A 12,741-nucleotide genomic window follows, 5' to 3' on the forward strand; every position below is an offset into this window, starting at 1 on the left:
AGTCCGCCGGTACCGGCCCCCCCGAGACGGGGCGGCCAGCCCGCCGCCATGAACGCTGTCCCGGAGCTGTCGGACCCGAGACCTGACGGGACCTTGCGAGCGCTCGGGTGTCACGCGCTCCGGCTGGCCGGGGCCGGTTTGCCGAGAAGCGGCTCTCCTTGCCCGCCAGTGCAGCTACGGTCCTTGCCCGTGCCGATCCAGAACCCCGCGTGCTCTACGGCCGCAGGGAAGCACGGGAGTTCGGCGGCCGTGGCGAGGGAGATGGGACGACGGGACCCGCGGCGGCCGGAGCCACGGAGGCGGCCCACGGCCGGTCACAGGTGTGCGGTCAGGAACTGGACGGCCAGGCTGGTGGCGGACACCACCAGCCACAGGCAGCCGCCGAGCAGCAGGGGTGCCGGGCCGGTACGGCGCAGCCGGGAGGGCTCGGTGGACAGACCGATCGCGGACAGGGCGACGGTGATCAGGAACACGGCGAGCGTGTTCAGCGGGCCGTGCGCGGCGGACGGGACGAGACCGGCGGTGTTGACCGCGGCCAGGACGAGGAAGCCGACCAGGAACCAGGGGATCAGCCGGCCGACGCGGACCGGGCCGGCACCGCCGCCCTCGTGCCGCGCCGTCCGCGCGTGGCGGCGGGTGAGGGCGGCGAGGCCCAGGCAGACCGGGATGATCAGCAGTGTCCGGGCCAGCTTGACCACCACCGCGTAGTCCGCGGCCGGGCCGCCGTAGGTGGTGGCGGTGGCGACCACCGACGACATGTCATTGACCGCGGTGCCCGCGAACAGGCCGAAGGCGTGCTGGCTCAGCCCCAGCAGATGCCCGAGGGCGGGGAAGACCAGGACCGCGGCGATGTTGAAGACGAAGATCGTGGAGACCGCGTAGGCCACCTCCGCCTCCGCCGCGCCGATGACCGGCGTGACCGCGGCGATCGCCGAGGCGCCGCAGATGCCGGTGCCGACACCGATGAGGGTGCGCAGGTCGCGGACGATGCCCAGGCGGCGCCCCAGCCAGTACGCCGTGGCCAGGCAGACGGCGAGGGTGACGACCATCACCGGCAGCGAACCCACACCGACCCGCAGCACCTGCCCCAGGGACAACTGGGCGCCCAACAGGACCACCGCGGCCTGGAGCACGCCTCGCCCGGCGAAGGCGATTCCCGGCCGCAGCCGCTCCCCGGGCCGCACCGCGAGCGCCACCAGCACCCCGAGCACGATCCCGGTCACCGGACCGCCGACCACGGGGGCCAGCCGGCCCAGCGCGGTGGCGACGGCGGCGATGCCGACGGCGAGGACGAGGCCGGGCAGGCGGGCCGCGCCGGGGGCGCGCGCGATGGTGCGAGTGGCGGGGGCTGGGCAGGAGCCGGCGTTGGTCATGATCACTACTCTGGGCGCCTGCGCGCGGCCGCTGTAGCCCCTGATCTTGCAGGAGCTCATAGCGAAAGCGTATGACTGACTCATACGCTGGCGCTGTGACAGAGACACCCCCACCGCCGGACCCGACGCCGGCCCGGTTCCCCACCGCTGCCGTCCCGCTGCGCACTCCCGATCTGGAGTCGCTGCGCCTCCTGGTCCTCGTGGCCGACCTCGGAAGCCTCGGCCGGGCCGCCGAGCGGCTGCGGATCTCCCAGCCGTCCGCCAGCCGCCGGCTGTCCACGCTGGAACGCGGACTGGGGCTGGTGCTGGTCGACCGCACCCGCCGCGGATCCCGGCTCACGCTCGCCGGGCAGCTCGTCGCCGGGCACGCCCGGCGGGTCCTGGACGAGCTGGACGAACTGCTCGCCGGGGCCGAGAAACTGCGCACCCGGCGGGAGACCGAACTGCGCGTCGCGGCGAGCCTGACCATCGCGGAGTACCTGCTTCCGGTCTGGATCAGCACGCTGCGGGGCCGCCGGCCCGAGCTGTACATCGGGCTGCAGGTGACCAACAGCGAGCACGTGCCCGAGCTGGTCGAGTCCGGGGAGGCCGACGTCGGGTTCATCGAGGGACCGCACCTGGCGCGCGTGATGTCGACGCGGCAGGTGGCCGAGGACCGGCTCGTCGTCGTGGCCGATCCCGGCCACCCGTGGGCTCGCCGTCGCGAGCTGCTGTCCGCCCGCGAGCTGTCCCGTACGCCGCTGGTGCTGCGCGAGAGCGGGTCCGGCACCCGGCAGACCCTGGACCGTGCCCTGCACCTGGCCGGCTGTGACCGGGCCCGGCCTCTGGTGGAGCTGGGCTCGACGGCCGCCGTGCGCGGAGCCGTGATCGCCGGCACCGGACCGTCCGTCCTGAGCGAGCTGGCCGTCCGCGGGGACATCGCCGAGGGTCGGCTGGTCGCCGTCGAGGTCGCGGGCGTCGACCTCACACGGGAGCTGCGCGCGGTCTGGCCGACGGGGCGGCGGCTGGTGGGCCCGGCAGCCGAACTGGTGGCCGTGGCCCGCGGGGCGGCCCCCGGGCGACGGGCCGCACGCCCGTAGTTGCGAGGCGGACACAACCGATAGACGATCCCTGCGGAAAGTGATCCTCGGCGACTCCCCCGGCGCGCGCACGGTGACCGGGGCTCACGGCCATCCAGGGCATCATCACGCGGCGCCCGCCACGGCGGCGCACCTGATGCCGGACGAGACAGCGGTGACCCGGTACGCCACGCACTTGCCCGGCGCCGACGATGGTGACCGTCGGCGCCGGGCATCAGCCACGACCTGAGCGGGTGCCGTTTCGCTGCCCGGGCCGCGAACGCCGTCCCTGCCCGGCTCAGGGCGCCAGCACAACCCTGCCGAACACCTCCCCCGCGTCCATCTTGCGGTGGGCCAGCACCGCCTGGTCCAGCGGCAACACTTCGTGCACGACCGTGCGCAGGCCCCCGTGCGCAGCATCGGCGAACTGGGACGACCGCACGGCCTGCCGGTCGGGACCGGGCACGGTGTCGGAGCTGAAAGTGGCGAACGACAACGACCTGCGGAAGGCGTCCATCAGCCGCATGCCGAAGTCCGCCGGCGGCTGCCCACCGACCACACCGACAGCCACATACCGCCCGTTGGAGTTCAACTTGCCGAGGAACACGGGAAGCTGAGGACCCCCCACGACATCGATCACCACGTCGAAGCCCGCCGGTGCGTCCGAGCCGCCCTCGCCGGAGCGGTCAAGGACATGGGTCGCGCCCAGGTCCCGCAGGCGGGCGCCGCGCTCCGTCGACGAGGTGGTGACCGCCACCGCGCTCGCGCCGTCCCTGGCTGCGAGCTGGACCGCCGTATTCCCGATGCTGCCCGCCGCACCGCGCACGAGCACCGTCTCGCCGGGCGTGAAACGGGCCCGGTCCAGGGCGAAGTGGGCGACCACGCCGGAGCCGCCGAGGGTCACCGCGTCGGCGCCGGTCAGGCCGTCGGGCAGCGCAAGGACGTCCTCGACCATGGCGACGGCCTGCTCGGCATACCCACCGGACAGCCCGGTGAACGCCCATACCCGCCGCCCGATCCACGAGGCGTCCACGCCCTCTCCTACCGCGGTGACCCTGCCCGCGACCTCGCTGCCGAGGAGATGGCCCTCCCGGAAGCCGTAGGCGGCAAGCGTTCCCCGGCGGATCACGGTGTCCACGCCGCCTACCCCGATCGCCTCCGTGGCGATCAGCACCTGCCCCGGGGCAGGAACGGGCACGGGCACCTCGACGACCTCCAGGCCATCGGGGTCTCCGAACGTCCTGATCACGACGGCTTTCATCTCTGCTCCTCGGGTCGGTGGAGGGACGGATCGCAGTTGCTGCGATCGTGGGCGTCGAGCCTGCCCCACAGCCGGGGCATCACCGGCGAAGTGCCGGGGCGGGGCGGCAGCACCGCCATCGGACCGTAACGGACACCCCCGTCCGCTTGGCTGAAGTGAGAAACGATGACCCACCATTTGCCTCGGACTGTGCGCTCCGACGCCCGCGACAACCGGGCCGGCATCCTGGACGCCGCCCGCGCGGTGTTCGGCGAAAAGGGCCTGGGTGCGCCCATGCGCCAGGTGGCCCGGCATGCAGGCGTCGGCCCCGCCACGCTGTACCGGCACTTCCCGACCAAGCAGGCACTGATCGCGGAGACCTTCGCCGAGCAGCGGCGAGCCTGCCATGCCGCCGTCCGCGACGCCCTTGCGGACTCGGACCCGTGGCACGGATTCCGGAGCCTGATCGAGCGGATCTGCGAACTCCACGCGCACAGCCGGGGATTCGCCGACGCCTTCATGACGGCGTTCCCCGAGGCCATGGACTTCGCCGCCGACCGGGAGCGGACTCTGCACGCGGTCGGCGAACTGGCCCGCCGCGCCCAGGAGACCGGCCGGCTGCGCCCCGGCTTCGTCGTCGACGACCTGATCCTCATGCTCATGGCCCACCGGGGACTCCAAGACACGCCGCCTGCCGCCCGGGTCACGGCCTCCCGCCGCTTCGCCGCCTACGTGATCGAAGCGTTCCGCGCCGCACCAGAGGCAGGAGCGCCCGCGCTGCTGCCGCCGGCGCCACGCCTGCAGCTCACGCACTCGCCCAACACGCCATGAATCAGTCACCTGGAGGCCCGTCAATCCTTGCAGCCCAAACAGCCTTGTCGGGTCACTGCCGAAGCAAGGTTGGAGAGGGCCGACTGTGTCGCCGCGTTCGACCGTTACGCCTTCTGCGGTCTGGCCTTGTAGCGCGGGGCCACGCGTCACGTCACAGAGGTCGTTCTCATCAACGTCGTGGACCAGAACCGGCAGAGCGCGACTTCGGCACCGGCCGCGAGGACGATGCGATCGACGTCCCCACCGGCACGGTCAGAATTCAGGCCGGTCATCGCCACCACCGTGGCCGGTGACGGGTGTGCTCGCCGCGTGCGCGCTGTGGTCTCCCGGCGCGTCCGGTCCGCTGGACGGAATCCACTTCCGGGTGCTCCGCGGCGAGACGGCCCGTACGACGCGGGACCCGCTGTGCAGTCGCAGCGAGACGGTGACCAGGGCGATCGCGACCAAGGTCATGGCCGCGCCCGCCCAAGCAGTGGAGGCGAAGCCGAAACCCGCGTCGATCACCGTACCGCCGAGCCAGGGACCACCGGTGTTGCCCAGGTTGAAGGCGGCCGTCGTCGTCGCGCCGGCGAGCGTGGGCGCGGCGCCCGCGACGTTGAACATGCGCGCGTTGAGCGCGGGGGCCGTGTAGAACGCGGAGAAGCCGAGCAGGAAGGACAGAACGACCGCGGCCACGGGGCTCGACGCGAACAGCGCCAAGGCGGTCAGCAGCACGGTCGAGGCGGTGATGCCGGAGAGCAGCACGCCGAACAGGTGCGCATCGGCGACCCGGCCACCGACCGTCGTGCCGACCAGCGCCCCCACACCGAAGAGCGCCAGCACGGTCGGCACCCAGCCGTCCGCCAGCCCGGCCACATCGGTCAGCAGCGGCGCCAGGTACGAGAAGGCGCAGAACACACCACCCGCCGCGAGCGCGGTCACTCCGATGGACAGCCAGACCTGGCGGTCGCGGTAGATCGAGAGCTCGTCCTTCAGCCCGAAGCGCCGCTCGGGCAGCGGGATACGCGGGATCCGGGCCAGCACACCGACGAGCGCGATCGCAGACGCCCCGGCCACCGCCCAGAACGCGGACCGCCAACCCAGGCGCTCGCCGAGGAAAGCGCCTGCCGGCACACCCAGGACATTGGCGATCGACAGTCCGCCGATCATCACGGCCATGGCACGAGCCCGGGAGGTCATCGGCACCATCGCGATGGCGACGGCCGCGCCCACCGCCCAGAAGCCGGCACACGCCAGGGCACTCACTACCCGCGAGACGAAGAGGACTTCGTACGTCGGCGCCAGCGCGCCCGCGACCTGGCCGAGGCCGAACACCGAGATCAGAGCGACGAGGGTGATCTTGCGTGGCAGACGCAGAGTCGCGGCCGCGAGCAGAGGCGCGCCGACCACCATGCCGATCGCGAACGCCGATATCAGCAAGCCCGCCTGCGGGATGGACACGTTCATGTCCTCGGCGATGGGCGGCAGCAGCCCGGAGAGCATGAACTCGCTCGTACCGAGCGCGAACACGGACAGACCGAGGATGTAGACGGCGAGCGGCATGGGGGGAGCCGTCGGCCGTTCGGAAGACACGCGCATGACAGGTGCCAACGACGCATTTGCTCCCGTCATTCCCGCGCATCCGGACGACGGTGGGCCACTCCGCCAGGGGCGACAGGCAGGTTTCCGCAGGTGAGGTGTACACATTTACTGCGGTAAGCCCTGATGGTCAGTCACTCTTCCCGGTCGCCCGCGGCACGCTAGTGGCCTGGCACAGCCAGTTCATCTCCGTCAAGTGGGGCGACAGCAGGCGGCGTTCGCGAACCGGACGGCCGCCGACCAGGGAGGCGATCGACACCCGCGGACACCGGGCGGCAAGCGGATCGCCTCGGCACAGCCCGCGCTGTTCACGCGCATCACGCGACGGCGTGCGCGGCGACACGGCGTACGGGTGAGCAGCATCTGGGGCGGCACCCTGAAGGACAACGAGGTCGGACCGGCGATCTACGCCGGCTTCCTCCCGACCGCACTCGCCACCGGCGCCTACCGGGCCGCACCGGACGCGACCGTCGTCGGCCACGGCCTCGCCCACATCCCCGACGCCCTGCGGGAGCTCAAGAACGGCGTCGCCGCGAAGAAGCTGGTCGTCACCCTCTGAGCCCTGGCCCCCCGCCCAGCGCCGCAGGCCGAGCACGCCTCCCTGACCCGGCTGGGGAACCTCCCCGCCCTCCCGGCGAACCGTAGAGCCCTGATCGACGCGTCAGCCGAGCCACGATGAACCGGGCGACCGCGGTGCGCGGTTATCGATGAGAGCGATCATGGTCGGCTAGGGGCTTTCGTTTGGATCAGGCCGGATCAGGGAGCGGGGTCTGGTGCGATGCAGCTGCAAGGCGGAGGAGATAGTCGACGCGGAGCGTCGACTACCGACGACAACGCCGCTGGGGGCACCGCCCACGCCCTTGAGGCAGTGAGGGAGCGCGAGCCTGGCCCCGCGAGCCCGGCATGACATGAGCTGTCCGATGCCGAGTGGGATCTGCTGCGGTCCTTGCTGCCGACGTCCTCGACGGGCCGTCCGCGGTTGGACGACCGCACGGTCCTGAACGGCATCGTGGGGAAGTTCCGGGCCGGTGTGGCCTGGCGGGACGTGCCGGAGCGATACGGGTCCTGGACCACTCTGCACAATAATACGCTATTATTGGATGCAAGATAGGGCGCGAGAACTTGACTCAGCGGGGAGCGGCTATGGACGAGCAGAGGGAACGCATCCTGCGGGCGGCGGCCGACGTACTGGCCGAACGGGGCTTCGACGCAGGACGGTTGCGTGATGTCGCCACGACGTCCGGTGTGTCCATCGGCGCGCTGCAGCACTACTTCGAGACCCGTGACGCCCTCTTCCGGGAAGCCTTCGCCTGGTCGATCGACGATCTGATCGAGCGCTGGCGGGCGGGGGCCGCCGATGCGACGAGTGCCTGGCGCCGCTTCGAACTGCTCGTCACTGCACTCACCACCGACGCCACTCTCGTCCGGCGCTGCGCCACCTGGACCGAGTTCTGCGCGATCGCCTCCCGGCGAGAGGAACTGCGCGAGGGCGTACGACGAGTCCATGCCGAGTGGCAGGCGCTGGTCCGCGAGATCGTCCACCAAGGCCTGCAGAGCAAGGAGTTCGACCCCACAGTTCCAGCCGACCTCGCCATCGGGTCGCTGGTGGCCCTGGTCGACGGTTGCGAGATGGCGGTGGCCTCCGGATCCGGGCTCACCGCCGAACGCTACGCCGAGCTGATGCTCGGCACCGCGCGCGTCCTGCTCGGCGTACGCGTCTAATCTTCAGGGGGGACATTCCATGGGAGTGCGGTTCCCGCACCTGTTCAGCCCACTGCGGATAGGCGAGGCGACGGTGCGCAACCGGATCCTGTCCTCGGGCCACGACACGGTCCTGGTCAGGGACGGCCAGGTCACCGAGGAACTGATCGCCTACCACGAGGCCCGCGCGAAAGGCGGTGCCGGCCTGATCGTGCTGCAGGTCTCGGGCGTGCACGAGTCCGCGCGCTACACCACCCATGTGCTCATGGCCACCGAGGACAAGTGCGTCCCCGGCTACGCCAGGCTCGCGCGGGCGGTGCACCGGCACGGGGCGAAGGTCTTCGGCCAGCTGTTCCATCCCGGCCGGGAGATCCTGGAGTCCAAGGACGGCAGTGCACCGGTCGCCTGGGCGCCCTCGGCAACACCGAGCGAGCGCTTCCACGTCATGCCGCGCGCCATGACCGAGGCCGAGATCCGCGAAGTCCTCGACGGCTACGGCCAGGCGGCCCGCCGACTGCGCCAGGCCGGGCTCGACGGTGTAGAGATCGTCGCGAGCCACGGCTACCTGCCCGCGCAGTTCCTCAACCCCGAGGTGAACGTCCGCAACGACGACTGGGGCGGCGACCGGCAGGGCCGGCTGCGCTTCCTTCGCGCAGCCCTGCGCAGCGCCCGCAAGGAGGCAGGAGACGGCTTCGTGGTCGGCCTGCGCATCTCCGGCGACGAACTGAGCCACGACGGCTTGAGCAGCGAACTGGTGCTTCAGTCCGTCGCCGAACTCGACGCCGAGGGACTTGTCGACTACGTCTCGGTGTGCGCGGGTAGCTCGTCCAGCCTGTCCGGGGCCCAGCACATCGCCCCGCCCATGTTCCAGCCCGCCGGCTACACCGCGCCGCTCGCCGCCAAGGTGCGCGCCGTCGTCGGCGTCCCCGTGATGGTGGCCGGGCGGATCAACCAGCCGCAGGAAGCGGAGCAGATCGTCGCAGGCGGTCAGGCGGACGCGTGCGCGATGACCAGGGCCCTGATCTGCGACCCGGACCTGCCGGCCAAGGCTGCGGACGACCGCACCGAGGAGATCCGCGCCTGCATCGGCTGTAACCAGGCCTGCATCGGCCACTTCCAGCTGGGCTACCCGATCTCCTGCATCCAGCACCCGGAGACCGGCCGGGAGCGCCGCTTCGGGCTACTGCCGACGATCACACGGCGCAAGAAGGTGCTGGTGGTCGGCGGCGGGCCGGCTGGCCTGAAGGCCGCGGCCGTGGCCGCGGCACGTGGCCACGAGGTGGAACTGCACGAGGCAGGACGACGCGTCGGCGGTCAGGTGCTGCTCGCCGAACTGCTGCCCGGCCGCGCCGAGTTCGGCGGTGCGGTCACGAATCTCGAGGGCGAGGCGCGACGGGCTGGAGCCCGCGTCCTCGTGGGCTCACGGATGGACGGTCCGGCCCTTGCCGCCGCGGCACCGGACGCGGTGGTGCTCGCGACCGGCGCACGCCCCCGCCACCCGCGGCTGGAGCTGATCGACGATCCCGTGGTGCTCGACGCATGGTCGGTGATCCGTGGCGACGAGGTGCCGCGCGGACGGATCGTCGTGGCGGACTGGCGCGGCGACTGGATCGGCCTGGGCGTCGCTCTCCAACTCGCAAGCCAACGACGGAAGGTGACGCTGTGCGTCACGGGCTTCGCGGCCGGCGAGCACCTGCAGCAGTACGTACGTGCCGCCATGCTGGCCCAGGCGGCACGGGCACGGATCGAGATCGTGCCCAACGTGCGGCTCTACGGCGCCGACAGCGACACCGTGTACCTCCAGCACACCCTCACCGAGGAGCCGGTGCTCCTCGAAGGGGTCGCAGGCACCGTCCTCGCGCAGGGACACGACCCGGTCAACGACCTCGACCCCGTCGCCTTCGGCGTCCCGGCCGACCGTGTCTTCACCGCCGGGGACTGCGTCACCCCCCGCACCGTGGAGGAAGCGGTCCTGGAGGGCCTGACAGTGGCGGCCGAGCTTTGACGTTCTGTCCCCGCGCCCTCACAGTCGCCGAGACCACCCCGGTGACGTACGAGACGCTCACTTTCCCCTTCCGACAGGCCCTGCACGTCGGCACGGATGGCGTGCATCGGGCGTAGTCCGTCCTCCCCGCGGTCACCAGCGGCCGGGGCACCGACACCTTCGCCCGCGACGTGTCCATCACCTCCACCGGCGAGTACCTCGACGGCGTCTTCGTCGCGGCCGGCTCCTACACGCTCCAGCGGCCCGTCATCTCCCCCATCGGCAACGACCATTCGGACCTCTGCGGCTACGGCGCCGCGGTGGTCGGCGACGGCTCGGGTACCACCCTGGTCCTGAACGACGCCAGCACACTTCGACGCCAAAGCCCAGCCTGCTGCTTCGCGCTCCCCAATACATCGGCTGGGCGAAGCCTGCACACAGCCCAGCCGGTAAGGCTCGTCTGGTAGATCACCGTCACCGGCCGGTCGCCAATCGGCTTTCGCTGCCCTGCGGAGAAGCAAGCCCAGCAGCGCGCTCGCGATAGGCATCGCGCTTGCTGAGCTTCCTATTTGGTACGGCAGCCCCGTCGCGAGCGCCGTCAGGCGTTCAGGACGCCGATGAGGAGGGCCTTGGTGACGTCCTCGGTGGAGGCAGTGCCGCCGACGTCGCAAGGGAGGATTCGCGGTCGGGGCCGAGGGCGGTCAGTTCCACAACCGGGCCGAGTTCGGGGTGGGTGATGTCCTGGGCGGTGAAGCCCCGGCGGGTGGTGTCGGCTCAGGCGCCCACGCGCGGGCGGATGAAGTCGTGGGCTTCGAGCTCGCGGGCGAGGGTGACGGCTCGAGCCGGGTACGGACGTGCGGACACGCGGCGCGGCTCGCCCAACTGCGGCCTCGCGCGGCAGGAGCTGGCCCGCGGCATCCACCCCGCCGACCCCGACCACCCATGGATCGGGCGACGATTCTCCGCCGGCTGGGGCCGCCACGAAGACCGCACCTAGTAGCGCTTGGTTAGGTTCCGGCTCTGGTTCTGCTGGTGGTGAGTGGTCGACCGCCGGCGGCAACAACCTGCAGCTCCACGCCTGTCCGGCCGACCCGTCCCACCCCCACATCGCACGGGTGCACTGAGCCCGCACGGAAGTCCTCCGCGCCGACGCATACGCCACAATCGGCACCGCGATCGACTCTCCAGTCAGCAGCCTTGGCCAACTACCAGATGACCCAAAGGATGGGACCTGGATGTACTGCCCTGGAGCGTTGCCCGACGCATGCGTCGCGAGACTGATGAGGCCCCGTCGGCGAGAAGTTGCCGGAAGGCGGCAGAGTTCAGCGGATTTTTGCTGCCGGAAGTTGCCGCTCACCTCAGGGCACCAGGTACGTATGATCGTTCGAGCCGTCTTCGCCGAGTGCATTCGGGTCCGCAGATCGTGATGACGGTCCGAGACGGTTGTGGGGGATGATGGGTCAAGAAAGAGCCGCTCGCGATACGCGCCGCCGAACTCGCGCCCGTCACTATTTCGTTGATGTCAAGGACGCAAGCGCCCTACGGACCGCGGCTTTTGACCATAGGAAATCGCGTCGTGTTTCGCCTCAGGAGGAGCCGCGATCATGCCCGACCACCTGACCACTGACGACTGGTGGCTCATCGCGACCGGCGCCACCGTGGTCTACATGGTCACCATGTACTGGTGCATGCCGACGCCCAAGGCGAAGCGGCGCATGTTGATCGCTCCGCTGGCCGGTTGGATATTTCTGTTGCCCAACGCCGCGATAAAAGGCTATTCCGTCTCGCACACCCTGTATTTCTACAGTTGCGCCCTGGTGATGTTCGTCATCATGCTGGTGCCGGTCGCGAAAAAGGTCGCATCCGACATTGCGGAACAGGAGGAGAAGCCTTGGGAAAAGGTGCCTCTCAACACTTTTTCCCTGTACTGGATGGCCGGGTCGGCCACGGCTTGCGCCGTGGGAATGGTCTACCTCTGGCCGTTGCTCGCCTCAGATCACTGACGCGCACCGGCGCAGACTGAGCCGTGCCCGCCTCGGCCGGACTGCGTATCCCGGGCATCTTCTCTGGTCCGCCTCCACCCACGACAGTTGCCGGATGTCAGCCGTACGCGGATCGGTGCGCCCATTGTCAGCGGCTGATGGCAGCATCGCCGCTATGAACGTCATCCGTACCACCCCGCCGCGGCCGGTCGACGTCACCGCGGTCTTCCCCCAACTGGCTCCGCTGGCACGCACAGCAACTCGGTTGCACCCCTACCCCGGGGCTCCGTCACCGCGCGACAGTTCGGTCGGTGGGCCGCTCTTGTGGCCCGCCGACGAGCCCTGGCCCCACTGCGACGGCCCTCATGAAGTGGACGGACTGAACCCGGCGACGTCCCCGGCGGATGTGCGGCTGGAACGACGGATCCGCGCCGCCACGCGAGGCAGGAGCCTGACCCCGCAGGAGCGAGAGACGCTTGCCCGAATCCGTCCCCGGCGGGAGCTTCCACTGGAACCAGCGGTCGCCCAGCCGTATGAGGGATCCATGGCGATGCTGCCGGTCGCGCAGCTTTACACGCGGGATGTGCCCGATCTGCACGCACCGGCCGGGGCGGACCTGCTTCAGGTTCTGTGGTGCCCCTTCGATCACCCGATCATGCCCAGGACTGCACTGTTCTGGCGGTCGGCAGCCACGGTGACCGACATTCTCACCACGCCGCCGGAACCGCCCGCAGTGCAGTTCGACGGCTACCTGCCCGAGCCGTGCCTGCTCAACCCGGAGCAGATCACCGAGTACCCCAACCCCATGGAGTTGAGCGAAGAGGTGCGAGAGCCGCTCGGGGATTGGAGCACCTGGCAGGCAGCCCACGCGGGTGTGGACAGCTCCTACGCGCCCTACCCGGAGGAGTTCTACCGGAACAACCTGTCCGTCGCACCCGGCTGGAAAGTCGGCGGCTGGGCTTCCTGGGGCCCCACCGACCCCCACCCCCAGTTC

Annotated in this window: 11 protein-coding genes and 1 pseudogene; 9 read left to right on the forward strand and 3 right to left on the reverse strand. The window is 70.7% G+C overall.

The features are described from left to right. Positions 1-314: 314 nt before the first annotated feature. A complete protein-coding gene (locus BZY54_RS01590; protein WP_086722518.1) occupies positions 315-1,433 on the reverse strand; it encodes a YeiH family protein in 1,119 nt (372 codons plus the stop codon). Between the two features lie 35 nt (positions 1,434-1,468). Between BZY54_RS01590 and BZY54_RS01595 the strand changes: the two genes are divergently transcribed. Next, positions 1,469-2,452: a LysR family transcriptional regulator gene (locus tag BZY54_RS01595; protein ID WP_208640512.1), complete on the forward strand. Its 984-nt coding sequence runs from the start codon at positions 1,469-1,471 to the stop codon at positions 2,450-2,452. A 277-nt stretch (positions 2,453-2,729) separates the two neighbouring features. Here BZY54_RS01595 and BZY54_RS01600 read toward each other — a convergent pair whose 3' ends face one another. After that, positions 2,730-3,692, reverse strand: a complete 963-nt coding sequence (locus BZY54_RS01600) for a zinc-binding dehydrogenase (RefSeq protein WP_086722519.1) — start codon at positions 3,690-3,692, stop codon at positions 2,730-2,732. 165 nt (positions 3,693-3,857) lie between these two features. On the opposite strand from BZY54_RS01600, the gene BZY54_RS01605 reads away from it, so the two are divergent. Continuing rightward, a complete protein-coding gene (locus BZY54_RS01605; protein WP_208640513.1) occupies positions 3,858-4,502 on the forward strand; it encodes a TetR/AcrR family transcriptional regulator in 645 nt (214 codons plus the stop codon). Positions 4,503-4,754: 252 nt separating this feature from the next. Here the strand turns inward: BZY54_RS01605 and BZY54_RS01610 are convergent, their stop codons facing one another. Then, on the reverse strand, positions 4,755-6,044 hold the full coding sequence (locus BZY54_RS01610) for a Cmx/CmrA family chloramphenicol efflux MFS transporter (RefSeq protein ID WP_167413925.1): 1,290 nt from the start codon (positions 6,042-6,044) through the stop codon (positions 4,755-4,757). Between the two features lie 388 nt (positions 6,045-6,432). On the opposite strand from BZY54_RS01610, the gene BZY54_RS52045 reads away from it, so the two are divergent. From BZY54_RS52045 to BZY54_RS52050, 7 genes and pseudogenes are all read left to right on the forward strand, one after another. Next, a complete protein-coding gene (locus BZY54_RS52045) occupies positions 6,433-6,639 on the forward strand; it encodes a hypothetical protein (protein ID WP_143667972.1) in 207 nt (68 codons plus the stop codon). A 354-nt stretch (positions 6,640-6,993) separates the two neighbouring features. Continuing rightward, complete coding sequence (locus tag BZY54_RS01620) at positions 6,994-7,191, forward strand: transposase (RefSeq protein ID WP_086722522.1); 198 nt, start codon at positions 6,994-6,996, stop codon at positions 7,189-7,191. Positions 7,192-7,223: 32 nt separating this feature from the next. After that, positions 7,224-7,802: a TetR/AcrR family transcriptional regulator gene (locus BZY54_RS01625; RefSeq protein WP_086722523.1), complete on the forward strand. Its 579-nt coding sequence runs from the start codon at positions 7,224-7,226 to the stop codon at positions 7,800-7,802. A gap of 19 nt (positions 7,803-7,821) precedes the next feature. Continuing rightward, the gene (locus BZY54_RS01630; RefSeq protein ID WP_086722524.1) at positions 7,822-9,786 is read left to right on the forward strand and encodes an oxidoreductase; all 1,965 of its coding nucleotides are present in this window, start codon (positions 7,822-7,824) and stop codon (positions 9,784-9,786) included. 170 nt (positions 9,787-9,956) lie between these two features. Next, positions 9,957-10,232, forward strand: a complete 276-nt coding sequence (locus BZY54_RS01635; protein ID WP_086722525.1) for a hypothetical protein — start codon at positions 9,957-9,959, stop codon at positions 10,230-10,232. Positions 10,233-11,369: 1,137 nt separating this feature from the next. After that, complete coding sequence (locus BZY54_RS01640) at positions 11,370-11,768, forward strand: hypothetical protein (protein WP_244216900.1); 399 nt, start codon at positions 11,370-11,372, stop codon at positions 11,766-11,768. A 634-nt stretch (positions 11,769-12,402) separates the two neighbouring features. Then, positions 12,403-12,741 (forward strand): annotated as a pseudogene (locus tag BZY54_RS52050) (hypothetical protein); the annotation flags it as partial.

The sequence above is a fragment of the Streptomyces carpinensis genome, from assembly GCF_002154505.1.
Taxonomy (GTDB): Bacteria; Actinomycetota; Actinomycetes; order Streptomycetales; family Streptomycetaceae; genus Streptomyces; species Streptomyces carpinensis.